Annotated in this window: 20 protein-coding genes and 1 pseudogene; 6 read left to right on the top strand and 15 right to left on the bottom strand. The window is 63.3% G+C overall.

The window, feature by feature from the left end; translation table 11 throughout:
* Positions 1 to 6: 6 nt before the first annotated feature.
* The 9 genes and pseudogenes from NCR40_RS03135 to NCR40_RS03165 all read right to left on the bottom strand — a co-directional run bounded on the left by NCR40_RS03135 (position 7) and on the right by NCR40_RS03165 (position 9,009).
* Positions 7 to 1,671 carry a GspE/PulE family protein gene (locus tag NCR40_RS03135; RefSeq protein WP_250508684.1) on the bottom strand — a complete coding sequence of 555 codons (1,665 nt, stop codon included), beginning with the start codon at positions 1,669 to 1,671 and terminating at the stop codon, positions 7 to 9.
* A 3-nt stretch (positions 1,672 to 1,674) separates the two neighbouring features.
* On the bottom strand, positions 1,675 to 2,859 hold the full coding sequence (locus NCR40_RS03140; RefSeq protein ID WP_250508685.1) for a type II secretion system F family protein: 1,185 nt from the start codon (positions 2,857 to 2,859) through the stop codon (positions 1,675 to 1,677).
* A 17-nt stretch (positions 2,860 to 2,876) separates the two neighbouring features.
* Complete coding sequence (gene gspG / locus NCR40_RS03145; protein ID WP_250508686.1) at positions 2,877 to 3,362, bottom strand: type II secretion system major pseudopilin GspG; 486 nt, start codon at positions 3,360 to 3,362, stop codon at positions 2,877 to 2,879.
* A gap of 73 nt (positions 3,363 to 3,435) precedes the next feature.
* On the bottom strand, positions 3,436 to 4,824 hold the full coding sequence (locus NCR40_RS31260) for a glycoside hydrolase family 18 protein (protein ID WP_350029288.1): 1,389 nt from the start codon (positions 4,822 to 4,824) through the stop codon (positions 3,436 to 3,438).
* Positions 4,751 to 5,020: a hypothetical protein gene (locus NCR40_RS31265; protein ID WP_284507683.1), complete on the bottom strand. Its 270-nt coding sequence runs from the start codon at positions 5,018 to 5,020 to the stop codon at positions 4,751 to 4,753. Before NCR40_RS31265 ends, NCR40_RS31260 begins: the two co-directional genes overlap by 74 nt.
* A gap of 26 nt (positions 5,021 to 5,046) precedes the next feature.
* Positions 5,047 to 5,535: pseudogene (locus NCR40_RS31430) on the bottom strand (carbohydrate-binding protein); the annotation flags it as partial.
* Between the two features lie 560 nt (positions 5,536 to 6,095).
* Positions 6,096 to 6,518 carry a hypothetical protein gene (locus NCR40_RS03155; protein ID WP_250463634.1) on the bottom strand — a complete coding sequence of 141 codons (423 nt, stop codon included), beginning with the start codon at positions 6,516 to 6,518 and terminating at the stop codon, positions 6,096 to 6,098.
* A 185-nt stretch (positions 6,519 to 6,703) separates the two neighbouring features.
* Positions 6,704 to 8,110 (bottom strand): argininosuccinate lyase, encoded by a 1,407-nt coding sequence (gene argH, locus NCR40_RS03160; RefSeq protein WP_244827315.1) that lies wholly within the window; start codon positions 8,108 to 8,110, stop codon positions 6,704 to 6,706.
* A gap of 86 nt (positions 8,111 to 8,196) precedes the next feature.
* Positions 8,197 to 9,009, bottom strand: a complete 813-nt coding sequence (locus NCR40_RS03165) for a helix-turn-helix transcriptional regulator (RefSeq protein ID WP_250508688.1) — start codon at positions 9,007 to 9,009, stop codon at positions 8,197 to 8,199.
* A gap of 134 nt (positions 9,010 to 9,143) precedes the next feature.
* Here NCR40_RS03165 and NCR40_RS03170 point away from each other — a divergent pair, with 134 nt between their 5' ends.
* Positions 9,144 to 9,908 carry a class I SAM-dependent methyltransferase gene (locus NCR40_RS03170; RefSeq protein ID WP_250463642.1) on the top strand — a complete coding sequence of 255 codons (765 nt, stop codon included), beginning with the start codon at positions 9,144 to 9,146 and terminating at the stop codon, positions 9,906 to 9,908.
* 104 nt (positions 9,909 to 10,012) lie between these two features.
* Here the strand turns inward: NCR40_RS03170 and ppc are convergent, their stop codons facing one another.
* Entirely contained in the window at positions 10,013 to 13,093 is a 3,081-nt protein-coding gene (gene ppc, locus NCR40_RS03175; protein WP_250508689.1) for a phosphoenolpyruvate carboxylase, read from the bottom strand.
* Positions 13,094 to 13,365: 272 nt separating this feature from the next.
* Here ppc and hemC point away from each other — a divergent pair, with 272 nt between their 5' ends.
* Genes hemC through NCR40_RS03190 form a run of 3 tightly spaced genes read left to right on the top strand, consistent with a single transcriptional unit; the run spans position 13,366 to position 17,674 of the window.
* Entirely contained in the window at positions 13,366 to 14,412 is a 1,047-nt protein-coding gene (gene hemC / locus NCR40_RS03180; protein WP_250508690.1) for a hydroxymethylbilane synthase, read from the top strand.
* A complete protein-coding gene (hemDX, locus tag NCR40_RS03185) occupies positions 14,412 to 16,481 on the top strand; it encodes a fused uroporphyrinogen-III synthase HemD/membrane protein HemX (protein WP_250508691.1) in 2,070 nt (689 codons plus the stop codon). The genes hemC and hemDX overlap by 1 nt, the downstream gene beginning before the upstream one ends.
* A complete protein-coding gene (locus NCR40_RS03190) occupies positions 16,481 to 17,674 on the top strand; it encodes a heme biosynthesis protein HemY (RefSeq protein ID WP_244827980.1) in 1,194 nt (397 codons plus the stop codon). The genes hemDX and NCR40_RS03190 overlap by 1 nt, the downstream gene beginning before the upstream one ends.
* A 91-nt stretch (positions 17,675 to 17,765) precedes the next feature.
* Here the strand turns inward: NCR40_RS03190 and NCR40_RS03195 are convergent, their stop codons facing one another.
* The 5 genes from NCR40_RS03195 to trxB form a co-directional block, all read right to left on the bottom strand.
* Positions 17,766 to 18,089 carry a rhodanese-like domain-containing protein gene (locus tag NCR40_RS03195; RefSeq protein ID WP_244827321.1) on the bottom strand — a complete coding sequence of 108 codons (324 nt, stop codon included), beginning with the start codon at positions 18,087 to 18,089 and terminating at the stop codon, positions 17,766 to 17,768.
* A 57-nt stretch (positions 18,090 to 18,146) separates the two neighbouring features.
* Positions 18,147 to 18,800, bottom strand: a complete 654-nt coding sequence (locus NCR40_RS03200) for a protein-L-isoaspartate O-methyltransferase family protein (RefSeq protein ID WP_244827322.1) — start codon at positions 18,798 to 18,800, stop codon at positions 18,147 to 18,149.
* 181 nt (positions 18,801 to 18,981) lie between these two features.
* Positions 18,982 to 19,602 carry a trimeric intracellular cation channel family protein gene (locus tag NCR40_RS03205; protein WP_244827323.1) on the bottom strand — a complete coding sequence of 207 codons (621 nt, stop codon included), beginning with the start codon at positions 19,600 to 19,602 and terminating at the stop codon, positions 18,982 to 18,984.
* A 3-nt stretch (positions 19,603 to 19,605) separates the two neighbouring features.
* Positions 19,606 to 20,397, bottom strand: a complete 792-nt coding sequence (locus NCR40_RS03210) for a Smr/MutS family protein (protein WP_250508692.1) — start codon at positions 20,395 to 20,397, stop codon at positions 19,606 to 19,608.
* Between the two features lie 227 nt (positions 20,398 to 20,624).
* Positions 20,625 to 21,620: a thioredoxin-disulfide reductase gene (gene trxB / locus NCR40_RS03215; protein ID WP_250463652.1), complete on the bottom strand. Its 996-nt coding sequence runs from the start codon at positions 21,618 to 21,620 to the stop codon at positions 20,625 to 20,627.
* Positions 21,621 to 21,992: 372 nt separating this feature from the next.
* Here trxB and NCR40_RS03220 point away from each other — a divergent pair, with 372 nt between their 5' ends.
* On the top strand, positions 21,993 to 24,302 hold the full coding sequence (locus NCR40_RS03220; protein WP_250463655.1) for a DNA translocase FtsK: 2,310 nt from the start codon (positions 21,993 to 21,995) through the stop codon (positions 24,300 to 24,302).
* Positions 24,303 to 24,334: 32 nt separating this feature from the next.
* Entirely contained in the window at positions 24,335 to 25,006 is a 672-nt protein-coding gene (gene lolA, locus NCR40_RS03225; protein WP_250508693.1) for an outer membrane lipoprotein chaperone LolA, read from the top strand.
* Positions 25,007 to 25,008 lie beyond the last annotated feature (2 nt).

Below are 25,008 nucleotides of genomic sequence, written 5' to 3' on the forward strand. Positions count from 1 at the left end.
TCTCCGCTATGCCGGTTCGACGATCGTGACGCGATTGACTTCCGCGAGCGTCGTGCGGCCATCCGCGACCGCGCGCAGGGCGATCTGGCGAATCGGCACGAAACCGCTTCGATTCGCGAGTTGCTTCAGTTCGATCAACGGCCGCCGTTCCACGAAGCACTGCTTGATCGCGTCGTTCATGCGCAGCACTTCCGCAATCGGCTGACGCCCGAGATAGCCCGTCCGGCGGCATGCCTCGCAGCCCGCGCCACGGCGAAAGCGCCAATGCGCGACCTGCTCGCGCGTGAGCGCGGAGGCAAGCAGCGTGGCGTCGTCGGGCACCTCGTCGTCGCGCACGCAATGCGGACAGTTCTTGCGCATGAGCCGTTGCGCGACGGCGCCGAGCAGCGCATCGACGAAGCTGTGCATGTCGACGCCCATGTGAAGGAAGCGATCCAGCACGGAGAACACATTGTTCGCGTGCACCGAGGTCAGGACCAGGTGTCCCGTGAGCGCGGCCTGCACGGCGATGCCAGCGGTTTCGCCGTCGCGGATCTCGCCCACGAGAATCTTGTCGGGATCGTGCCGCAAGATCGAACGCAGGCCGCGCGCGAAGGTGAGTCCTTTCTTGTCGTTGATCGGAATCTGCAGCACGCCCGCGAGTTCGTATTCGACGGGGTCTTCGATCGTGATGATCTTCTCGTCGCCCGTGTTGATTTCGGTGAGCGTGGCGTAGAGTGTGGTCGACTTGCCCGAACCGGTCGGGCCCGTCACGAGCAACAGGCCGTAGGGCTCGCGCGCGATCGAGCGAATCGACGCTACCGTGTCCGGGTCGTGTCCGAGTCCGTCCAGACGCAGCGTCGTGCTGTTCGCATCGCCGCGCTGCTTGTCGAGCACGCGCAGCACCGCGTCCTCGCCGTGAATCGACGGCATGATCGACACACGAAAATCGATCTCGCGCTGATTGATGAACGCTTTGAAGCGGCCGTCTTGCGGAATGCGCCGCTCGCCGATATCGAGCTCCGCCATGACCTTGAGCCGCGAGAGCACTTGCTCCGCGACATCGGTGCCGGGCGCGGACGCCGTTTCCTGCAGCACGCCGTCGATGCGGTATTTGATGACGAGACCCGTCGCGGTGCTCTCGATATGAATGTCCGAGGCGCGCGCCCTGAGCGCGTCGTACAGCGACGAATTCACGAGCCGGATGACGGGATGCACGTCCGCCGAAAGCGTGGCGAGCGTGATCTCCACGCCCGCCGCGGCGGCGTTGCCGGTCTTGCTGTCGACATTGACCTGCGTGAGCGCCTGATGCGCGGACTCGTGCAGCGCGAGATACGCCATGAGCTCGCCCGGCACGCAGAAGGCGAACGCGAATGGCTTCTTAACGCGCTGCATCGCCCAGGCACGCAGCGGCGGATCGAAAGGATCGGCAAGCACGAACCACAGGCGCGCGTTGCTGTCGGCGGCAAGCAGGCAGCGGCGCGACATGGCTTCGCCGAACGGCAGGAGGTCGAAGCGCGGTTCGAGCGTTTCGAGCGCGGTGGCGTCGAAGCCGCGCAGGCCGATGGTCTGCGTGACCTTCTTCAGATAGTCGGCGCCGTCGTGTTCCGCTTCGTCCCAGAACTGCTGCTGCTTCGGGCGCGGGTCGCGCACGGGGTTCGCCTTCGCGGGCGTATCGGTGGTCTGTTCCATGTCTTACCCCACGCTTCCGGCCAACTGAAAAATCGGCATATAGAGCAGAAAGATGATCGTCCCGACGATGCCGCCCACCACCAGCATCAGCACCGGCTCGACCACGCGCATCAGCGTGTCGATCGCGCGGTCGAGTTCCTCGTCGCAGAATTCCGCCGAGCGCGTCACCATGCCGGCCAGCTCGCCGCTCTGCTCGCCGACGCGGATCAGCCGCTCGGCCACCGGCGTCGTGAGATTCGCGGCCGGCAACGCGCCGGACAGCGACTTGCCCGCGCGCACTTCGTCGAGCGCGCGCGCAAGCGCGGACTGCATCAGCGAAGGCAGCAGTTGCGCGGAGAGTTCGAGCGCCGCGACCATCGACATGCCGCCCGCGAGCAACAGGCCGAGCGTCCGGTAAAACCGTGTCAGGGCGAAGAGCCGTTGGTAATCAGCGAGCTTGGGCAGGCGCAGCACCGCGCCGAACAATCTGCCGCGCACCTTCTCGTTGCGCAGCGCCATGATCGCGCCGGCGAGCGCGGCCACGATGCCCGCGAGCAGCACGCCGCCGTGCTCGGCGACGAGGTTGCCCCAGGCGAGCATCATGCGGGCGGAGAAGGGAATGTCTTTCATCGACGCGAACACCTGGCTGAACTTCGGAATCACGTAGAACGCGAGGAACAGGATGATGAACGCGCCCGTGGCGATCACGATGGACGGATACACCATGGCCGACACCACTTTCTTGCGCACCGCCGCGAGCCGCGCGTCGTAGTGGTGATAGCGCTTGAGCGCCTCGGAAAGATGCCCCGTCTGTTCCGCCGATGCCACGGTCGCGACATACAGCGGCGGGAAATGTTCGGTTTGACGCTCGAGCGCCCGCGACAACGGCTCGCCTTCGTAAAGCGCGGTGACGATGCCTTGCAGCACCGTCCGGTTGAGGCCTTCCTTGCTTTTGTCGCGCAACGTCTCGACCGTTTCGACGAGACTCAGGCCCGCTTCCAGAAGCGCGATCAGTTCCTGCGTAAAGAGCGCGCGCTCGAATACGGGCTTGCGCAACGAGAGACCGCGCGACTTCTTTTCCACGGGTGTCGCTTCGATCAGCGACAAACCCATGTCGGCCATGTTCTGCCGAAGTTGCGTTTCGTCCGCTGCATCGAGCTCCAGTTCCTGCTGGCCGCCGTCGGACTCGACCCGCACGCGATATCGCATGACTGCCGCCGAATCCATCATTTGCCGATGATGTCCGCGTCCTCGCCCGAACCGCCGGGCTTGCCGTCGGCGCCGTAGGTCATGAGGTCGTAGTCCTTGCCGTTCTCGCCGGGCGAGCGGTAGACGTACGGCTTGCCCCACGGATCGTTCGGAATGGCGCTGCTCATGTACGGACCTTCCCAGCCCGAGGTGTTGCCGACGTTGCTCATCAACGCCTGAAGCCCGGCGTCGGTGCCGGGAAAGTGGCCAGTGTCCAGACGGTATCGATCGAGCGCGTCTTCGATACCCTTGATCTGCGTCGCCGCTGTCTTGGAGCGCGCCTTGCCGACTTCACCGAAGAGCTTCGGGCCGACATAGCCCGCCAGGAGCGCGATGATGAGCAGCACCACCAGCAACTCGAGCAAGGTAAAGCCGCGCCCGCGCCAGCCGAGGTCGTGCCGGGAGAGTTTCGTTTTCGACACAGCGGCCGTCGAGAACGCGGCATTCGTCAATCGATCCTGCATGGCTGCCCCCGATTCATTGCATTGCGCATCGTCTGCGCCCGGCGTCACGCACCGGGCGCAGTCGCGCGGCCGATCACTTGTTGACTTCGCTCATGACGTTCAGCAGTTCCGCGTTGGCGGCGTCGCCGTCCAGCTCCCAGCCGAAGACACCGCGCAGACTGAACTGCTTCACGTAGGCGTTCTTGACGCGGATCGTCGTGGGCGAGTCGTAGGACCAGAAAGTCGTGCCGTCGAACTTGTACGACTGCTTCGTCACCGGATGCTCGTACACCGTGCCTGCGGCGCTCTTCAGGAGCCGGTAGTCCTGGATGCCGGCCTCGTACTTCCCGGGCGCTGTCTTGGTGGCTTTCTGATAGAGCCCGTCTCCCTTCGGTCCCGGCGTGACGCCGGTCCAGCCGCGCCCATACAACGGAATGCCGAGAACGATCTTCGACGACGGCACTCCCGCTTTCAGCAAGGCCTGGATGGCGGCATCGGTGTAATAGGTGTTGCCGGGAGCGCCTGCCATGTTCGGGCTGGCCGGGTCCGGATACAAATGCGACTGGAAGTCCGTCGGGCCGGTGCTTTCCCATCCGCCGTGATAGTCGTACGTCATCACGTTGATCCAGTCGAGCGGCTTGCTGTAGTCGCCCGGGTTCGTGCTGGCGATCTTGTCGCCACCCGCGCCGATGGCGACCGTGAGCAGATAGCGTTTGCCGTTTTGCGCGCCCATGGCGTCGAGTTGCTTGCGGAATTCCGTCAGGAGAAGCGTGTAGTTCTCCTTGTCCTTGACGTCGTACGTGTTGTAGGGCTGACCGCCGCCACCGGGAAATTCCCAGTCGATGTCGATGCCGTCGAACACGTTCGCTGCGACGCCATCTCCGCCCGCGTTGGAGGCAGCATCGAAGGGCACGTTGCCCTTGATATAGACATCGATGCACGACGAGACGAGCTGCTTGCGCAGCGCATCGGTAGCGCTGGCCTTGCTGAACCACTTCGACCAGGTCCATCCGCCGAGCGAAATGATCATGCGCACGTTGGGGTACTTGTCCTTCAATAGCTTGAGCTGATTGAAGTTACCCTTGAGCGGACCGGACTTGCCCTGACGTGGATCGCCATAGGGCCAGTCCCATGCATCGCTCTTGCCGTTGACCGATTCGTTCGCCGAGAAGCCTTTTTGATAGTCGGCCCAGGCATCGCCGCCGGTGCCTGCGTCCGGGGCGTTCTCGTTGGTCGCACCCGGTTCTGCCTTGTTGATGATGCCGCACTCGTAGCCGCCGTTCTTTTGATAAACGTTGCCGAATGCGTAGTTGATAAACGTGAGCAGCTTCGCCGAGCCCGATGTGTCGACATCCTTGACCTTGTAGTTGCGGTCGTAGATTCCCCATTGCGCGAAGTACGCGCCGACTTCACGCGCGCCGGCGGGAGCGGGCGTTGGTGTTGGCGTAGGTGCCGGCGTAGGAGTCGGGACCGGTGTCGGCACGGGTGCCGGCGTAGGAGTCGGGACCGGTGCTGGTGTTGGAACCGGCGTTGGTGTCGGTGTCGGCGTTGGAGTCGGAACCGGTGTTGGTGTTGGCGTCGGAACCGGCGTTGGTGTTGGTGTTGGTGTTGGTGTTGGCGTCGGCGTCGGCGTTGGAACTGGCGCTGGCGCCGGTGTCGGCGTCGGACTTCCCGAGCATGCGCCTATGTCTTCCCATACGCCGTATTGCCCAGACTGCGTCGGGTTATCGCCTTGGGTCCACCACTTGTTTCTGTAATTGCGTCCATTGGCCGTGACGCGCGTACCCGTCTGTGCATAAACCTGCGATGCCGACCACGCAGCGAAGCAAGCCGAAGGTGTCGGAGTGGGAGAGGGTGTTGGCGTTGGAGTCGGCGTCGGGGTTGGTACGGGAGTTGGCGCAGGAGTCGGAGCGGGTGTCGGCGCAGGCGCAGGCGTGGGCGATGGTGCTGGCGTAGGCGTAGCCGCGCTCACATCGCGCCACAAGGTCGGCGTGCTGGCCGGAGTCCACCCAGCGCCTGGATAAGCCGTATGCGCCTGAAGAGCCTGGTATGTGCGCCCGTTGTAGGTGACGGTCGCGCCCGCCGCGTAGGTCGCACCTTCCTGCCATTCGGCGCCCAACGCATTGATTGAATAAGCGACGAGCGCAGCCAGCGTCAGCGCAGTAGTCTTCGACTTCATGCCAAGGCGATTCATGAGAACGGCCTCCTTACTCGGTTTGTTTGGTTCGTTTCGATCCGCGACTCATTTGCGCTGACTGAACTGTCGTCAAACCCTCTCTTATAGGGCTCGTGCGATCATTGATAATCCAGCGACCAAGGCGAGGCAAGCCGAAAATCGGATATTAGGTTTCCTACGGAAAAATTTTTAAGGGTAGACGGAGCATGTTTTCCTTGACGTTTTTTTCTTGTGAGAATGACGTCGATTCGTTCAAGGAACTCGTTGAGAGAAGCGAAGCAAAAACGAACGATCCAGGCGAAACTGCGAATGCAATCTCGAACCATGACGATGCTTGCGTTACAAAGAAAGCTGCCACCGTTTAGCAGATGCCTTCAGTCGGGAAGACGATGAAGCAGATGCGGTGAAGCCGGAAGAACATCCGAGACCCGTCGTTTTATATTTGTGAATTTAAATCGGGATTGTTGGGCATCTAAAGCGTGTAGGGCAAAACACTCGACCTGCATTGCATCGCTTTCCAATGAATCGAGCGTTGTCTTGCAAGTCGTATCGTGCGCACGATTGGCGCCCCGCGAATATCAAAACTCGACGGTCACGAACTTGACCAGCGGCGTGGTCTCGGAGTTTATCGCCGACGATTGCGGTTCCGCGGCAACGCCGATCGTCTTTCGAGCATCGCCGTAAGCGGCAGTCGCGGCCTGTGCTGTTGCTTGCCTGGAGACGGCGGTGCTTGCATGCAGTTCGCTCATGACGGAAACGCCGTAGGGCGTTTGTTTTCCCGTGCAATCCACCTTGATGGACGTTCGGGCATTCGCACCGGAAAGCATCTCAATCGGATCTGCCGTTTCCGAACCGCTGACGATCGAGCAGGCATTGTGGATGGTCAACGTGACTTCTAGTTGTGAGCTTTTGCGCTCGGCATATGAGGCGGACGTGCCGGAAAGCGCTTCCGCCGCAACGAGCGCAGCCAATGCGGTACTGCGAAAATTGCGCTTGTGCATGATGATTCCCGAAGGCAAAAAAGTGTCTCTCATCATGCTTGCGGGCTACGCCAAGGCGGATAGGTTCGCTCCCATTTCATGCGTGCATTTGAACTATGCAGTGTTTCGCACGGCGTGATAAAAACCGGCGTTCCAAAAAAAATGGACCCACGAATGGGTCCGATTCGAAGCATGGTCCGGCTCGATCAGCCAAGCGCCGCACGCGCCGCCTTGGCGGCCGCACGCACCTGATCCGGCGCGGTGCCGCCCGCATGATCGCGGCTCGCGACCGAACCTTCGAGCGTGAGATATTCGAAGACATCGTCGCCAATCAGATGCGCGACGTTCGGCAGTTCCTGCTTCATTTCATCGAGCGACAAATCGGCGATATCGCATTCGCGATCCACGCAGATGCGCACCGCATGCGCCACGGCTTCGTGTGCGTCGCGAAAGGGCAGGCCACGCTTCACGAGATAGTCCGCGAGATCGGTGGCCGTCGAGAAACCTTGCAGCGCGGCCGCGCGCATAGCCTGCGGCTTGACGGTAATGCCCGCCGCCATTTCCGCGAAAATGCGCAATGTGTCGGCGACCGTATCGACGGTATCGAAAAGCGGCTCCTTGTCTTCCTGATTGTCCTTGTTATAAGCGAGGGGCTGGCCTTTCATCAGCGTGAGCAGCGCCATCAAATGACCGTTCACGCGGCCTGTCTTGCCGCGCGCGAGTTCGGGCACGTCGGGGTTTTTCTTTTGCGGCATGATCGACGAGCCGGTGCAGAAACGATCCGCGAGATCGATGAAACCGACACGCGGACTCATCCACAACACCAGTTCTTCGGAAAAGCGCGAGACGTGCGTCATGACGAGCGCGGCGGCCGCCGTGAATTCGATGGCGAAGTCGCGGTCGGAGACGGCATCGAGCGAATTCGCGCAGATGCCATCGAAGCCGAGCGTCTTCGCCACCGCGTGACGGTCGATCGGATAACTCGTGCCCGCGAGCGCCGCCGCACCCAACGGCAGGCGGTTCACGCGCGTGCGGCAATCGCGCATGCGCTCGGCGTCGCGCGAGAACATTTCGACATAAGCGAGCAGGTGATGCCCGAAGGTCACGGGCTGCGCCACCTGCAAATGCGTGAAGCCCGGCATGATGGTGTCGGCGTGCTTCTCGGCCATGTCGATGAGCGCGCTTCGCAGGTCCTTCAACAGTTCGCCGATACGGTCGATCTCGCCGCGCAGCCACAGGCGGATGTCGGTTGCGACCTGATCGTTGCGCGAGCGGCCGGTGTGCAGGCGCTTGCCGGCGTCGCCGATCAACGCGGTCAGCCGCGCCTCGATGTTCAGGTGCACGTCTTCCAGGTCCAGCTTCCACTCGAACTCGCCGCGCTCGATTTCGCCCTTGATCTGCGCCATGCCGCGCTCGATGGCGGCAAGGTCGTCCGCGCCGATGATCTTCTGCGCCGCAAGCATCGACGCGTGCGCGAGCGAGCCTTGAATGTCGACGAGAGCGAGCCGCTTGTCGAAGAACACCGACGACGTATAGCGTTTGACGAGATCCGACATGGGCTCGGAGAAGCGAGCCGACCAGGCTTCGCCTTTTTTGTGCAGTTGGGACGTCATGGTGATGTGATTGGCGGTTGAGGCGAATGAGGCGGCTAAAGCGGCAAGCCGGAAGTCGAAGATTTTAACATTCGGCGCCTGCTGCCTCAGTCGTTGCCGACGAGGATCACGAGCTTCAGATCTTCGCGATGCGCGGGCTTGAAGGTGATCTGGTTGAACACGAGTCGTCCGCGCGACGGATGATCGAACGCGCGTTCGCCGCCTTCGCGCTCGAACACGTCCTGCGACGCCCAGTAGCGCGCGAAGGCATCGCTGGCGGCGCCGAGCGTGTCGATCAGCGTGCGCGTGGGCGCGTCGTTGAGGTGACGGATGGAATCGGCGCGAAACTCGGCGGCAAGACGGCGCGCGCGCGTGTCCCAATCGACGATCAACGCGCGCGCCACCGGCGAGGTGAACGTGTAGGCGAGCAGGTTGCGGTCGTGTTCGCCATCGAGCCAGCCGACGAACAGTTCCGACGCGTGCGCGTTCCAGCGCAGCGCATTCCACTGGCGGTCCAGCACGTAGGCCGGCGCGCCGATCAGCCCGACGCTCTGCAAGAGCGCGGCGGGCACGTCCTGCGCGGTGGGATCGGGCTCGGCGGGATCGCGTTCCTCGGCCAGTTCGAAGAGATACGCGCGTTCGGCCCGCGACAACTGCAATGCGACGGCGATACGCGCGAGCGCATCCGCCGAGGCGGAAACCGGCCGGCCCTGCTCGATCCACGTGTACCAGGTCGGGCTGACGCCGCACAACGCGGCGACTTCCTCGCGGCGCAGCCCCGGCGTGCGGCGGCGCGGCCCCGGCGGCAAACCGACGGACTGCGGCGAAAGCCGTTCACGATGCGCCCGGATGAATTCGCCGAGCGCGCGTGCGGGGATATCGACAGCTTCGCTGGATTCGGTCTTCGGGGTCATTTTCATGAGGCGTGGCGGGTAATGTCGATACCAGAATAAACAGTCCACTTGTACTGGTACAAGGCGGGCTCTATTGTAGCGGCAGGCCGGGCGGCTCAGGAACCGCCCGGCGTCCCCAAGAACATTCCGGAGTCATACCGATGAAACACCACGACCAGGTAGCCGATGCGTTCGGCAGCACCGCCGCCGCCTATCTCACGAGCCAGGTTCACGCGAGCGGCGCCGATCTGCAAAATCTCGCCGCGACTTTTGCCGCGACGTGCGGCAACGCGACCGTGCTGGACATGGGATGCGGCGCGGGTCACGCGAGCTTCGCGGTGGCGCCGCACGTGCGCGAGGTCGTGGCGTACGACATCGCCCCGCAAATGCTGGCCACGGTCGATGCCGCCGCGAAGGAACGCGGCCTTGCCACGATCCGCACGCAACAGGGCGCCGCCGAGTCGCTGCCATTCGCCGACGCCTCGTTCGACTGGGTGGTGAGCCGCATGAGCGCGCATCACTGGCGCGACGTGCCGCGCGCGCTGGCCGAAGTGCGGCGCGTGCTCAAGCCGGGCGGCCGGCTGAAATTCATCGATATCGCGGGCGCCGACGATCCGCTGTACGACACGCACATTCAGGCAATCGAACTGTTGCGCGATGCATCGCATATCCGCGACTATCGCGCCGACGAGTGGATCGCCATGCTCGATACCGCTGGCTTCGACGCGAACGTGACCGAGCGCTGGCGTATCGGCCTGGAATTCGATTCGTGGGTGACACGCATGAGAACGCCGCCCGAACGCGTGACGGCGATCAAATCGATGTGGGCCGCCGCGCCCGACGAAGTGCGCGAATACTTCAAGGCCGGCGACGACTTCTCGTTCGAGCTGGATGCGTTGATGATCGAAGGCAAGCGGCGCGACTGAGCGCCGCTCGAATGCCGCAAGGGCTACTTAAACAAACGTGCCACGAACATATGGCGTGATTCGTGGCACGTGAAAGATGCAATGCCCGTTGCGGGGCGCATCGATCAACCCGTATTACGCAGGCCCGCCGCAATCCCGTTGATCGTCAAATGAATTCCGCGCCGCAGCCGCACGTTCTGATCGCCCGCGCGATGCCGCTTGAGCAGTTCCACCTGCAAGTGATTGAGCGGATCGAGATACGGAAAACGGTTCTTGATCGAGCGCGCGAGCAGCGGATTGTCAGCGAGGCGCTCGCCCTTGCCGGTGATTTCCGCGAGCACGTTGCCGGTCCGCTCGTGCTCCGCGACGATGCGATCGAACACGCGCTTCCTGAGCTTCTTGTCCGCGACGAGCTGCGCATAACGCGACGCCACCGCGAGATCGGTCTTCGCAAGCACCATGTCCATGTTCGAAAGCAGATTCGTGAAGAACGGCCACGTCTTGTGCATCTTGCGCAAGGTGCCGAGGCGCTTCGCGCGTTCCGCGTCCGAGTCGGCCGAATCGAGATAAGCCGTCACCGCGCTGCCGAAGCCGAACCAGCCCGTCAGCAGCAGGCGGCATTGGCCCCACGAAAAGCCCCACGGAATGGCGCGCAAATCTTCGATCTTGCGTTGCTTCGGGTCCTGCAGCTTGCGCGATGCCGGCCGGCTGCCGATGTTCAGTTCGGCGATCTCGGCGATCGGCGTCGAGGCGAAGAAGTAATCGGTGAAGCCGGGAGTTTCGTACACGAGCGCGCGGTACGCGGCCATCGCGGAATCGGAGAGCGTTTGCATCGTCGCTTCGAATAGCGGCAATTGCGCGGGCGCGTTCTCGTGCGGCAGAAGCGATGCCTCGAGCGTCGCCGCCACCACCGTTTCCAGATTGCGCCGCCCGATTTCCGGATTGCCGAACTTACTCGAAATGACTTCGCCTTGCTCGGTGAGACGGATTTGCCCATCGACCGTGCCGGGCGGCTGCGACAGAATCGCCTGATAGGTCGGGCCGCCGCCGCGTCCCACGGTGCCTCCCCGGCCGTGGAAGAGACGCAAGGTCGTGCCGCGTTGCTTGAACAGCGCGACGAGCGCCAGTTCCGCGCGATACAGCTCCCAGTTGGACGTCAAGAAGCCGCCGTCCTTGTTGCTGTCCGAATAGCCGAGCATGACTTCCTGCTCGTTGCCCTGATTTTCGATGAGCGCGTCGATGCCCGGCAGCTTGAAGAACTCGCCCATGATGACCGGCGCATTGCGCAAGTCGGCGATGGTCTCGAAGAGCGGAATCACCATCACGCCATCGCGCGCGGGATTGTCCTTGCTGCCGAGGCAACCGTGCAGCACGCCGGTTTCCTTCTGCAGCAACATGACTTCGAGCAAGTCGCTCACGGTCTCCGTGTGCGAGATGATGTAGTTGCGCACCGCGCGCTTGCCGAACTTCTCGCGCGTCACGCGTGCGCCTTCGAGCACGCCGAGTTCGCTCTTCGCGAGATCGGAGTAATCGGCATAAGGAAGACGCAGCGGACGCGGCTGCGCAAGTTCCCTGAGCAACACGGCGCGCTTGTCTTCCTCGGAAAGCGCCGCATAGTCCGCTTCGACGCCCGCGCGCGAAAGCAACTCCGCGATCACCGCTTCGTGGATATCCGAGCTCTGCCGCAAGTCGATGCTCGCCAGGTGAAAGCCGAACACTTCCGAAGCGCGCGTGAGCGGCGCGAGCCGCAGCAGCGCAAGCGAGCCGCCATGATGTTGCGCGAGCGAATCGATCAGCACATGAAGATCGCGCGTGAATTCCGAGCTATCGCCATAAGGCGTCGCGCGAATTGGCGCCGCGCCGCGTCCCGCGCTGCGCACCGCGACCACGCCTTCACCCAGCCGCACGCGCGCGCTCGCCGCGATCCGCGTATAGATGCCGATCAGCGCGCGCCTATATGGTTCGTCCGTGCGATGCGGCGACTGGTCCGGCGAGGTATCCGCGAGCGCCTGCAAGGCTTCGCTCGATCCGGCGAGCAGATTCGACACGGACAACTCCGCGCCGAGCTTGTGCACCTGTTCCAGATAGTGTTCGAAGATGACCGTTGCTTGCCGCGTGATGGCGTTTTCCAGCGTGGCGGCGGTGACGTTCGGATTGCCGTCGCGGTCGCCGCCAATCCAGCTTCCCATCTGGAAGAACGGCGGCAGCCGCGCGGGCAGGCCGTGTTCAGCGAGCGCTTCCTCGATATCGGCGTAAAGCGCGGGAATTTCCTCCAGGAAAGTCGCGCGATAGTACGAAAGCGCGTTCTCGATTTCATCGGCGACCGAAAGGCGCGACTCGCGCAACATGCGCGTTTGCCAGAGCGAGGTCACGCGCGCCCGCAGGACGGCTTCGTTGTGCGCGCGTTCGCGCGCTGTCAGTTCTTGATCGCGTTCGGCAAGCAGGCGCGCGATGTCGTGTTGCGCATCGAGAATGCTCTTTCGCGACACTTCCGTCGGATGCGCGGTGAGCACGGGCACGATGAGCGCGGCATCGAAGAACTTTTCCAGCACCTTGCGCGTCTTGCTGACGTTGGACTGCTCGCGCATGCGCTCGATGGCGTAGGCGATGGTGCCCGGCTGCGAAGTCGAACCGGCGAGCGCGTGAATCCGCCGCCGCCGATTGTGATGCCGGTCTTCCGCGATATTCGCCAGATGCGAGAAATAGCTGAAGGCGCGCACCACGCTGACCGTCTGTTCCGGCGATAAAGCACGCAGACGCTTTTCCAGTGCTTGCGACGCTTCGTTGTCGTCCTCGCGGCGAAATTTGACGGCGGTCTGACGAATGGCTTCGACGAGTTCGAAGACGGCGTCGCCTTCCTGTTCGCGCAGCACGTCGCCGAGCAGGCGGCCAAGATAGCGGATGTCTTCGAAGAGCGGACGGTCCTTGTCGTCGCGCGTGCGACTGGTCGGCTTCGGCCGTTCGGCGCCATTGATGGCCGTTTTGACGCTCGCCTTCTTGGGAACCGGCGCGGCCTTTGGAGCCACGCTCGCCTTCGATGCCTTCACGGCGGTGGCCGTTTTCGTCGTGCGAATGATTGGCGTCGCTGACGTTGGCATCGCTGACGACGAGGCGCCGGTTGCATGGGCCGCGCTCGATGCGTCGGCGGAAGAGTCAGGCGATAGAGCGTTGCGGCGCGCGGGGCGGGCCGATCCGGAAGTCGTCACGTCGGGTTCTCCTCAGAAGCTGCGCAGTCAGGGTAACGCGACGAAATCACCGACGAAACGAGTTCTGCACAGCCGCGCGAGGTGCGGCGCGAAGCTGCCGCAACCGCGCCGCAGCCGCTTTGCCTTCCGCTACCGGAACGCGTGCTGAACGCTTCGAAAGGCGCGCGGACTAAGGCTCTGGCGCGCCGCGTGTCTTCAGGTCGACCCTGGCCTGCGTGCTACCATTGTTAGCTAATGTCTATTTATCCATCCCGTCATTCGATCGAGCTTCAATGAATTCCGAGACGCATTCAACGACACCGCCCGCGAGCCTCACAATCGTTTCGCGGGAAAGCCGGCTGGCGATGTGGCAAGCCGAGCACGTGCAGTGTGCGCTGCACAAATTATATCCATCTTGCGACGTCAAAATTCTCGGAATGACGACGCGCGGCGATCAGATTCTCGATCGCACGTTATCGAAGGTCGGCGGCAAGGGTTTGTTCGTCAAGGAACTGGAAGCCGCGCTCGCCGACGGCCGCGCCGATCTCGCGGTTCATTCGCTCAAAGACGTGCCGATGCAACTCCCCGAAGGCTTCGCACTCAGCGCGATTCTCGAACGTGAAGATCCGCGCGATGCGTTCGTCTCTTCGCACTTCGATTCGCTCGCTGCCTTGCCGGCGGGCAGCGTGGTCGGAACCTCGAGCCTGCGCCGCGAAGCCATGATCCGCGCGCGCTATCCGCATCTCGAAGTGCGGCCGCTGCGCGGCAATCTCGACACGCGCCTTGGCAAGCTGGATCGCGGCGAATACGCGGCCATCATTCTCGCGGCGGCCGGTCTGATACGGCTTGGTCTCGAAGGACGCATCCGCGCGTATCTGGATGAAACCGACAGTCTGCCGGCGGCGGGGCAGGGTGCGCTCGGCATCGAGATTCGTGCGGATCGCGCCGATCTCGTCGCGTGGCTCGCGCCCTTGCATCACGAAGCGACCGCGCTTGCCGTCGAAGCGGAGCGCGCCGTGTCGCGTGCGCTTGGTGGCAGCTGTGAAGTGCCGTTGGCCGCTTACGCGCATTGGGAGAACGATTCGCTGTACTTGCGCGGCGCGGTCTCGACGCCGGATGGCACGCGCGTCTTGAACGCGGAAGAACGCATCGCCACGCCCGATCTTGCCGCCGCGCTCGAACTGGGTTTGCGCGTATCGGCGGATCTCGAAGCGCAGGGCGCCATGGGGATAGTCAACGCGCTGACCACCATCAGCCACCCGGACGGGCCGAACCGAAGCCCCGGCAACGACGCGGCCAATCCCGACCTGATCCCGCCTTCGACGGCGGGCAAGCACTGATGGCGAGCGAGCGTTGCGCCACCATCGTCGTCACGCGGCCTGCGGGACAATCGGCTGCGCTCATCGCGCTTCTCGCCGATGCCGGTTTCGAGACGCTCGAGTTTCCGCTCATCGACATCGCGCCCGTCGCCGACGACGCTCCTTTGCGCGCGGCCCTCGACGAACTCTACGGGCCGCAACGTTACGCGCTCGTGGTTTTCGTCTCGCCGAATGCGATCGATCATGCGTTCAGCCGTCTTTTCGCGCCGTGGCCTGTGGACGTGCCGGTGGCCGTCGTGGGTCCGGGCAGCGTCGCTGCGCTGGCGCGGCAAGGCGTGAGCGCGCCGGCGTATCGCGTGATCAGTCCGTCGGCGGAAGAAGCCGATCCGCGTTTCGATTCCGAAGCGCTCTACACGGCAATCGAAGCCACGCTCGGCGAGAACGGTCTGGAAGGCAAGCGCGTGCTGATCGTGCGTGGCGATGGCGGGCGCGAGTGGCTCGCCGAGCGCCTCACCGAAGCGGGCGCGCAAGTGGAGAAGGTGGCGGCGTATCGCCGCGTGCTGCCCGAACCGTCCATGCACAAGTGGGAGCGCATCCACACGCTGCTCGCGGGCAATCCGCACGCGTGGCTGCTGACGAGTTCCGAAGGCGTGCGCAATCTCGACGAACTCGCGCGCGAACATCTCACCGCCGACGAGATCACGCGGCTGCGGCACGCGCAGGTGATCTGCCCGCATCCGCGTATCGAGCAGGCCGCGCGGCAAGCGGGTTTTGATAGGATGACGGTGTCCGGCGCCGGCGACGAGCGCATCGTGCAGGCAGTCGATGCGCTTTACCCGCGCAAATCGGCTGGAATTCAGGCTGAACCTCACACCAATCAAGCACGTGAAACGCACGCGAAGCCCGCACCGGCGGATGCATCGCCGGACACGCAACCGGCCGCCGCGCCGGCCCACCAAACGGCTCAATCACGCATGACTGATTCGAACGATTCCAACAAAGCTTCACCTCAGCCCAACGTGCCACCGCCTCCGCCCAATACGCCTTTCACGCCCTACGAGCAGCAGAAGCGGCGCGGCGGCGCGGGCACGGTGTTGTTGTGGTTCGTCATCGTTATCCTCGCGATTGCTGCGGGCGCGGGCGGCTATGCGCTCAACCGCAAGTTCGAACGCAATAACCAGGCGCTCGCCCAGCGCGTCGAAGAAGCCAACGCGCAAGACGCGCAACTGCGCGCCAAGGCCGACGAAGCCGCGAGTTCGACCGCCGCGCTCAATACGCAAGTCATTCAGTTGCAGGGCAAGCTCAATGACGCCGAGGCGCACAGCCAGGCGTTGCAGCAGCAGTATCAGGACCTCGCGAGCAATCGCGACGACTGGACGGTTGCCGAAGTCGAGCAGATTCTGTCGAGCGCAAGCCAGCAATTGCAATTGACCGGCAACGTGCAACTCGCGCTCTTCGCGCTGCAAAGCGCCGACACGCGGTTGGCCGCCACGAACGGTCCGCAGGTCGTGGCGATCCGCAAGGCCGTCGCGCAGGACATGGACAAGCTCAAGGCCACGCCGACCACCGACCTCACGGGTCTCGCGATCAAGCTAGATACGGCGATCGACCGCATCGACAGCTTGCCGCTGTCCGGCGAAGCGCCGATCGATCCGGCGCGCGCTCGCGCGTCAGAACCGGGTGACAGCGCGTCGATTGCTGCGGCGACCGGCGTGCCGCGCTGGAAGGTGCTGTGGTATCAGATCACGAGCGGTATCGGGCAACAGTTGTCGAGTCTCGTGTCGGTGCGGCGTATCGACAATGCGGACGCCATGCTCACGTCGCCGGATCAGGGTTACTTCGTGCGCCAGAACGTGAAGCTGCGTCTGTTGTCCGCGCGTCTTTCGCTGCTTTCGCGCAGTGAGCCTACGCTGAAGTCCGACCTGAAAGCCGCCGATGCCGCGCTTGCCCGCTACTTCGATCCCTCGTCGAAAGCGGTTCAGGCCGTGCGCGATCTCGTGAAGCAGGTCGATCAGGCGTCGATGGCCGTCGCCGTGCCGAACCTGGACGCGAGCCTCGCCGCCGTGCACCAGTTCAAGCGAGGCGGATGATGACGATTCGTGGACTCATCTGGATTGCGCTGTTGTTCGTCGTTGCGGCGATCATCGCGACGGTCGGCGGCTTCAATGGCGGGCAGATTCTGCTCGTGCTGCCGCCATATCGCATCGACATGTCGCTCAATCTGTTTGTCGTGGCGCTGGTCGTGCTGTTTCTCGCGCTCTATGCGCTGATCCGCGCGATCCGTGGCGTGTGGAAGATGCCGTCGCGCGTGGCGGCGTATCGCACGCGCAGCAAGCTTGCGAAGGCGAACGCGTCCTTGCGCGATGCGATCGGCCATCTGTACGCGGGCCGCTTCTCGAAGGCCGAGAAAGCCGCGCGCGATGCGTTGAGTGTCGAGGACAACAAGGGCGCGGCGGGCTTGATCGGCGCGAACGCGGCGCATCGGCTGCACGAATACGCGCGTCGCGACGAATGGCTCGCGCAAGTCGGCGGCGCGGACTGGCAGGACGCGCGCCTGATGGCCACCGCCGACATGCGCGCCGATGGCCGCGACGCGGACGGCGCGCTCGTCGCGCTGACCGAGATCCAGGCGCAGGGCGGGCGGCGCATCCATGCGCAGCAGATCGCGTTGCGCGCCCAGCAGCAGTTGAAGAACTGGGGCGAAGTGCTGAAGCTCGTGCGCATGCTGGAAAAGCGCGAGGCGCTGCATCCCGCGGTCGCCGTGCGGCTGCGGCAAGTCGCGGCGGAAAACCTGCTGCGCGATCGCCGGCATAATCCAGATGCGCTGCTCGAACTGTGGCAATCATTGTCGCCGGTAGAGCGTCAGTCGCCGCGTCTCGCCGATCTCGCCGCCGAACTGCTGATCGCGCTGGATCGTCGGGCGGAAGCGAAGAAGATTATCGAAGACGCGCTTGCCGTGAACTGGGATGCGCGGTTGTTGCGGCGTTATCCGGATTGCATCGTCGGGGGCGACGCCTTGCCGCTCATTCAGCGCGCCGAAGCCTGGCAAAAGGAACGCACCGAAGACGCCGACCTGCTTTTCACGCTCGGTCGTCTGTGCCTGCATCAGCAATTGTGGGGCAAGGCGCAGGCGTTTCTCGAATCGGCGCTGAAGCTGGCTGAAGACGAGCCGTTGCGTATTCGGACGCATCGCGCGCTGGCGCGTCTGCACGAGCAACTCGGCGATACCGAAAAGGCCGCGGAGCATTATCGCGCAAGCGCGCTGGCAATGAACGTGGTCTGACGCTTTCGTTTCGACACAAAAAAGCCGCATGCGCTTTAAACGCATGCGGCTTTTTCGTTGGCTGGCCTGAACGCTCGGATTCAGGCTCGATTCAATACGTTGGCACCGAAGGATCGACCTGACGCGACCACGCGTCGATGCCGCCGTACAGATTGAACACGTTCGTGAAGCCGCGCGACTCCAGAAACATGCCGACCTGTGCGCTGCGCGCACCGTGATGGCAGATGCAGACGATCTGCGCGTCGTCGTCGAGTTCTTCGCTACGCGCGGGGATGTCGCGCATGGGAATCGACACGATCTTGTCGAGCTTCGCGGTCTGCACTTCCCACGGCTCGCGCACGTCGAGCAAAACGGGAGCGGGGCGCGAGGTGTCGGCAAGCCACGCGGCGAGTTCGGGTGCGGTCAGATTTTGCATGGAATCGAGTAAGGACGATGGCGAAAGCCGGGCGGCGCCCGGCCCGAACGCACCGAATCAGAACCTGAATAGCGAAGGATGCACCGCGTTTTGCAGCGGCGCGACGAGCGTTTCGAAGACATCGGACACGCGGAATTGCTTTTCGTCGACCCGCGTGATGATCTGCGCCTTCATGACCGGCGCCGTGCCGACGAAAGCGGCGATACGCCCGCCCACTTTCAACTGTTCGAGCAATTCCTGCGGCATGACCGGCATGCCGCCCGAAACGCAGATCACGTCATAAGGCGCGCCGTCGGCCAAGCCCCGCGCGCCGTCGCCGTGAACCACATGCGCGTTCGACACACCGTTCGCCGCAAGATTCTGCTTCGCGAACTCGGCGAGTTCCGGCGAGATTTCAACCGTGGTCACGCTGCGGCCGCGATGCGCGAGGAGCGCCGCCATATAGCCCGAGCCCGCGCCGATTTCCAGCACCGTCTCACCCTTGTGAATGGCCAGTTCTTGCAGAACCCGCGCCTCGACCTTTGGCGACAGCATGCGCTCGCCGCCGGGAAGCGGAATTTCGAGGTCCGCGAAAGCGATATTGCGGTACGCGGCGGGAACGAAGTTCTCGCGCTTGATGAGCGACAGCAGATTCAGAATCTCCTGGTCCAGTACTTCCCAAGGACGAATCTGCTGCTCGATCATGTTGAAACGCGCTTGCTCGATGTTCATGTTCGTTGTGCGTCGTTGTGCGTCGTTGTGCGTCGTTCTGCAAGAAGGGTAGCCGCGAAGGCCGCCGGGTCAGACTTTCAGGCAGCTTCAGGCGGGTTTGAAAACTGTGCGATTGTAGCAAATAGACGGGTTTTCCCGCCCGTTCGTGCGCAGCCAGTGCGGCTCGGCCCATGCAGTTCGACTAATGCGGCAGTCGGATATCGAATTTGAAGGTGACGAGCCGCGCGACCAGAATGAAAGCCGTAGACAGCAGCACGTTGTAGATCGTGTCCACCTGAAGCTGTTCGAGCCCGATATACATCCAGCAGCCCGCGAACGCGCAGACTGCATACGGCCGCGAATCGCGCAGGATCAGCGGAATCTCGTTGCACAGCACGTCGCGCATGATGCCGCCGAACACGCCGGTGGTCACGCCCATCATCGTCGCGGTGAAAACGGGCATTTGCGCATCGAGCGCGATGGAAGTGCCCGAGACGCTGAAGAGTCCGAGGCCGATCGCATCGGTGATGAGGAGCGCGCGCTGATCGAACAGACGCGTCGTCACGCGTAGAAAGAAGGGCGCGAAAATCGCCATCGCGAAGATGACGAACACGTATTCCTGATGCTCGACCCAATAAAACGGCCGGCGTGACAGCAGCACGTCGCGTACGGTGCCGCCGCCGAAAGCCGTGGCGAGGGCGACGAGAAAGGCGCCGACGGCGTCGAGCCGGCGCTTGCGCGCCTCGATGAGACCGGAGAACGCATACGCGAAAATCGCGAACGCCTCCATGATGGAAATGGCGAGAGTCAGCCTGGGATGCACGTTCTAACCCGCTTTGCGGTTCTTGTCTTGTGGATGTTGATGATGTCGCGGCGCGCTCGCCGGTTGCAGCAGCACGAGCACGGCGCCCGCGCCGCCATCGTGCGGACGCGCCTGACAGAACGCAATCACTTCGACCTTCTGCACGAGCCACGCGCGCACCTTGCCCTTGAGCACCGGCTCGCGGCCGACGGACCCGAGCCCCTTGCCGTGAATCACGCGCAGACAGCGCAGCCCGCGCTTCACGGCTTCGCGGATGAACTCCGCAAGCGCCTCGCGCGCTTCCTCGCGGCGCATGCCGTGCAGATCGAGTTGCGCCTGAACGATCCACGCGCCGCGCCGCAACTTCCTCACGACCTCCTGACTGATGCCCGGACGACAGTAGGAAAGCGTCTCGTCGATATCGAGCAGGCTTTCCGGGTCGTATTCGTCGGAGAGCGCTTCCTGCAGCACCGCTTCCTCGTCGCGCCAGCTTTGCAGCGGAAGCGGTGGCGGCGGCACGCGAGCGATAGCGATGCGCGGCGGCGTCTTCAATGGCTCGATTTCGCCGATGGCGCGGCGAAACTCATCGGCCTCGGCCAACGTTTCGCGTTCCGCACGCACGGCCGCGACGCGTTCGACCTCGCGCTTCTCCGCCTGCGCCTTCAACGCGCTTTTCAGCGATCCGAGTCCGGCGAGCCCTTCGCGTTTCACCGCTTCGGCGACATCGGCGGGTTTCGCTTCGACAGGCGCGCTGACTTGCGGCGTGGCGGCGCGCCGCAGTTTCGGTTCGTTCGGATGAGGTTGGTTTTTCGGCATCGTTCGGCCAACGGATAAGCGCGGGACGGTCAAACGCAGCGCGCCGATTGTGCCACGCGCGGCGCCATGCACCTGCACGAAACGGCGCTCGCGAAAATAAAAACGGGCCGGCGGCGCGAACCGTGGCCCGTTCTTCAGTCTGGTTCAACCCTCGATGCGGTTGAACTCAGTGAGCAGTACGCTGCGCGCCGGCAACCATTCTAACGGTCCGACGCGCGCGCGGTCGCTCAACGATCCTTTTCGTGGCTCATCGAGTGCGGCGTGGGCGTTTCGTCGATGGTTTCCAGATAGCGTTGCGCATCCAGTGCCGCCATACAACCGGTTCCGGCGCTCGTGATTGCCTGACGATACACGTGATCCTGCACGTCGCCCGCCGCGAACACGCCGGGGATGCTGGTGGACGTTGCGTCGCCCGTCGTGCCGCCCTTCGTGATGATGTAGCCGTTCTTCATTTCGAGCTGGTTGGTGAAGAGATCGGTGTTCGGTTTGTGACCGATTGCCACGAACACGCCTTGCAGCTTGACGTCGGTGGTGTCGCCGGTTTCGGTGCTCTTCACGCGCAGGCCGGTCACGCCGGTCGCGTCGCCGAGCACCTCGTCGAGCACGTGGTTCCATTTGATATCGACGACGCCTTCCTTTTCCTTCGCCAGCAAGCGGTCGATGAGAATGGGCTCGGCGCGGAACTTGTCGCGACGATGGATCACCGTGACCTTCTTCGCGATGCCCGCAAGGTAAATGGCTTCCTCGACCGCCGTATTGCCGCCGCCGATCACCGCCACTTCGCCGTTGCGATAGAAGAAGCCGTCGCAGGTAGCGCACGCCGACACGCCCTTGCCCATGAACGCTTCTTCGGAAGGATCGCCGAGATATTGCGCCGATGCGCCCGTCGCGATGATGAGCGAGTCGCACGTGTACTCGCCCGAGTCGCCGATCAACCGCAGCGGACGCTCGTTGAGCTTCGCCGTATGGATGTGATCGAAGACGATCTCGGTGTTGAAGTTGCGCGCGTGTTCTTCGAGGCGCTGCATGAGTTCCGGACCCTGCACGCCCGTGGGATCGCCCGGCCAGTTTTCGACGTCGGTGGTGGTCATCAACTGACCGCCCTGAGCTAAGCCGGTGATGAGCAGCGGCGACAGATTCGCGCGCGCGGCGTAGACGGCGGCCGAATAGCCGGCGGGGCCGGAACCGAGAATCAGCACTTTGGCGTGTTTGGTCGATGACATGGCGTTTGGTCCGTTATTGATGGCCGTCGGGTTGTGGCGCGGCAACTTCGACGCCCGGCGCGAAAAGCGGCTCATGACCGCGACGCGCCATTGCAGCCCCGACGAACTCTAGTTGGGTGCAAGGGATCAATTATAAAGGCCGTTGCAAAAGCCTTCCGAGTGAACCTTTCAATCGGTTTGATAGCCGAGCGTCGCAGGAATCACGAAAAAATCGTTGCTTAATCGTGGCTTAAATCACGAGCGTTTGCGTGTGACGAGTGTTACAGGTTGCAAGCACGGACGCCTTTTTGCGCCGTTCACCGCAATGCAGCGTTTACAATAGGCCACCTTATATGCGGCACTTTATAAGCCGCGACAAGCGACTCCGAATCAATGGCCAAAGCATCCTATTCCGCGAGCCCGCAGGCGCTGCCGCACCGCATGTCGCGGCTCTTCACCGAGATTCGCTGGATTCTCCAGGTTGCGCTCGGACTGTTTCTCGTCATGGCGCTCCTTTCCTATAGCCGGAAAGACCCGAGCTGGATGCACGCCATCAGCGTGGATCACATTTCGAACTGGGCTGGGCGCGTCGGCGCCAACACGTCCGATATCCTGCTGCTCGCGTTCGGGCTCTCGTCGTACTGGTTTGTCGTGCTGCTCGGGAGGCGGATCGTCGCGAATTACCGGCGCATCACGCAACCCGCGCTCGCCGACGACGACACCCCGCGCGATCGCACCTGGCTCGCCGAGGCATTCGCGTTCGTGCTCGTGCTGCTCGCAAGCGATGGCATCGAGGCGTTGCGCATGTGGTCGCTCAAGGTGCCGCTGCCGCGCGCGCCGGGCGGTGTGGTCGGCGACATGGTCGCGCGCCATGTTTCCCACGCGCTCGGCTTCACGGGGGCGACGCTCTTTCTGCTGATCGCGCTGGCCATCGGCTTGTCGCTCTATTTCCGCTTCTCGTGGTTGTCCGTGTGCGAAAAAGTCGGCGACGGCATTCTCACCGCGATCACCGGCGCGCAACTCCGGCGCGAAGCGGGCCGCGACCGTAAGCTCGGCGAGGAAGCGGCGACCAAGCGCGAAGGCAAGGTCGTGCGCTCGCGCGTGAAGCAGGAAGATCACGAGCCGGTCGTGATCGTGCCGCCGGTCGCCACGCCGCCGCGTTCCGAGCGCGCGGAAAAAGAAAAGCAGGTGCCGCTCTTCAAGGACCTGCCGGGCGATTCCACCTTGCCGCCGCTCGCGTTGCTCGACGCGCCGCCGAAAACCCAGGAAACCATTGCTGCCGACACGCTGGAATACACCTCGCGTCTCATCGAAAAGAAGCTGAAGGACTTCGGCGTGGAAGTGAGCGTGGTCGCGGCGTATCCGGGGCCGGTCGTGACGCGTTACGAGATCGAACCGGCCACGGGCGTGAAGGGCAGCCAGATCGTCGGGCTCGCGAAGGATCTGGCGCGCTCGTTGTCGCTCGTGTCCATCCGCGTCGTCGAAACCATTCCGGGCAAGAATTTCATGGCGCTCGAATTGCCGAACCAGCGCCGCCAGACCGTGAAGCTCTCCGAGATTCTCGGCTCCGAGGTCTACGCAGCCGCCGCCTCGCCGCTAACAATGGGCCTTGGCAAGGACATCGGCGGCAATCCGGTCTGCGCCGATCTTGCCAAGATGCCGCACTTGCTGGTCGCGGGCACCACGGGTTCGGGCAAGTCCGTCGGCATCAACGCGATGATTCTTTCGCTGCTCTACAAGGCAAGCGCGGATCAGGTGCGGCTCATCCTCATCGACCCGAAGATGCTTGAAATGAGCGTCTACGAAGGCATTCCGCATCTGCTGTGTCCGGTCGTCACCGACATGCGGCAGGCGGGTCACGCGCTCAACTGGGCGGTCGCGGAAATGGAGCGGCGCTACAAGCTCATGAGCAAGATGGGCGTGCGCAATCTCGCGAGCTTCAACAGCAAAATCGACGAAGCGAAGAAGCGCGACGAAACCATTCCGAACCCGTTCAGCCTCACGCCGGACGAACCCGAGCCGCTCGCGCGTCTGCCGCATATCGTCGTGGTCATCGACGAACTGGCCGATCTGATGATGGTCGTCGGCAAGAAGGTCGAGGAGTTGATCGCGCGGATCGCGCAGAAGGCGCGCGCGGCGGGCATCCATCTGATTCTCGCGACGCAGCGGCCGTCCGTCGATGTCATCACGGGCCTCATCAAGGCGAACGTGCCGACGCGCATGGCGTTCCAGGTGTCGTCGAAGATCGATTCGCGCACGATTCTCGATCAGCAGGGCGCGGAATCGTTGCTCGGCATGGGCGACATGCTTTATCTGCCTCCAGGCTCGGGTCTGCCGGTGCGCGTGCATGGCGCGTTCGTGTCGGATGAAGAAGTGCATCGCGTGGTCGACAAGCTCAAGGAGCACGGCGAGCCGAACTATATCGAAGGCATTCTCGAAGGCGGACTGGCCGGCGAGGGTGAAGAAGGCGCGCCCGGCGCAGGCGGCGCGACCGATGGCGAGTCCGACCCGCTTTACGATCAGGCGGTGGAAGTGGTCATCAAGAACAAGCGCGCTTCGATCTCGCTCGTGCAGCGGCATCTGCGCATTGGCTATAACCGGGCGGCGCGGCTGCTCGAACAGATGGAGAACTCCGGGCTCGTTTCGTCGATGTCGTCGAACGGCAACCGCGAGATTCTGACGCCGGCGCGCGATTCCGACTGAGCGCCGACGTGTTTTGAATGGAGAACAAAAGCATGAAGCAACACACGGGGAAGAAGGTATTCGGCGCGGCGCTGCTGTCCGCGTCGATGCTGTTTGCGTCGCACACTTACGCGAGTGGCACGGAGCAGCTGAAGGCCTTCGTTTCGCAAGTCCACGCGGCACGCGGCGAATTCACGCAACAGGAAGTCAAGGCGCCAGGCAAGGTCAATAACGGCGCAAGCTCCACGACTACGCCGACCAAGGGCGTGACCTCCAGCGGCACATTCATGTTCGCGCGGCCGGGCAAGTTCATCTGGTCGTATGAAAAGCCGTACTCGCAGGTTTTGCAGGCGGACGGCGACAAGCTCTACGTCTATGACAAGGACTTGAACCAGGTCACCGTTCGCACGCTTGGCGGCGCGCTTGGCGCAAGCCCCGCCGCCATCCTTTTCGGCAGCAACGACCTCGACAAGAACTTCACCTCGCGCGATGCGGGCGAGAAGGGCGGCATCGACTGGCTGGAACTCACGCCTAGAGCGAAGGACACGCAGTTCGAACGCGTGGGCATCGGCTTCAAGGACGGCAATCTGCAAGCCATGGAACTGCACGACGTGTTCGGCAACGTCACGCTTCTTACGTTCTCGAACATTCAGAAGAACCCGCCGATCAAGAGCGATACCTTCAAGTTCAACGTGCCGAAGGGCGCGGACGTGATCAACGGGTAAGG

The organism is Caballeronia sp. GACF4, assembly GCF_023631025.1.
In the GTDB taxonomy this organism is placed as follows: domain Bacteria; phylum Pseudomonadota; class Gammaproteobacteria; order Burkholderiales; family Burkholderiaceae; genus Caballeronia.

Coding starts and splice junctions, on each gene's coding strand:
- NCR40_RS03190 (WP_244827980.1), top strand. CDS start 16,481: ATGACGATTCGTGGACTCATCTGGATTGCGCTGTTGTTCGTCGTTGCG.
- NCR40_RS03140 (WP_250508685.1), bottom strand. CDS start 2,859: ATGCGATATCGCGTGCGGGTCGAGTCCGACGGCGGCCAGCAGGAACTG.
- NCR40_RS03195 (WP_244827321.1), bottom strand. CDS start 18,089: ATGCAAAATCTGACCGCACCCGAACTCGCCGCGTGGCTTGCCGACACC.
- hemC (WP_250508690.1), top strand. CDS start 13,366: ATGAATTCCGAGACGCATTCAACGACACCGCCCGCGAGCCTCACAATC.
- trxB (WP_250463652.1), bottom strand. CDS start 21,620: ATGTCATCGACCAAACACGCCAAAGTGCTGATTCTCGGTTCCGGCCCC.
- lolA (WP_250508693.1), top strand. CDS start 24,335: ATGAAGCAACACACGGGGAAGAAGGTATTCGGCGCGGCGCTGCTGTCC.
- NCR40_RS03155 (WP_250463634.1), bottom strand. CDS start 6,518: ATGCACAAGCGCAATTTTCGCAGTACCGCATTGGCTGCGCTCGTTGCG.
- NCR40_RS03165 (WP_250508688.1), bottom strand. CDS start 9,009: ATGAAAATGACCCCGAAGACCGAATCCAGCGAAGCTGTCGATATCCCC.
- NCR40_RS03135 (WP_250508684.1), bottom strand. CDS start 1,671: ATGGAACAGACCACCGATACGCCCGCGAAGGCGAACCCCGTGCGCGAC.
- NCR40_RS03220 (WP_250463655.1), top strand. CDS start 21,993: ATGGCCAAAGCATCCTATTCCGCGAGCCCGCAGGCGCTGCCGCACCGC.
- NCR40_RS31265 (WP_284507683.1), bottom strand. CDS start 5,020: ATGCTCGGGAAGTCCGACGCCGACACCGGCGCCAGCGCCAGTTCCAAC.
- hemDX (WP_250508691.1), top strand. CDS start 14,412: ATGGCGAGCGAGCGTTGCGCCACCATCGTCGTCACGCGGCCTGCGGGA.
- gspG (WP_250508686.1), bottom strand. CDS start 3,362: ATGCAGGATCGATTGACGAATGCCGCGTTCTCGACGGCCGCTGTGTCG.
- NCR40_RS03200 (WP_244827322.1), bottom strand. CDS start 18,800: ATGAACATCGAGCAAGCGCGTTTCAACATGATCGAGCAGCAGATTCGT.
- NCR40_RS03170 (WP_250463642.1), top strand. CDS start 9,144: ATGAAACACCACGACCAGGTAGCCGATGCGTTCGGCAGCACCGCCGCC.
- NCR40_RS03210 (WP_250508692.1), bottom strand. CDS start 20,397: ATGCCGAAAAACCAACCTCATCCGAACGAACCGAAACTGCGGCGCGCC.
- argH (WP_244827315.1), bottom strand. CDS start 8,110: ATGACGTCCCAACTGCACAAAAAAGGCGAAGCCTGGTCGGCTCGCTTC.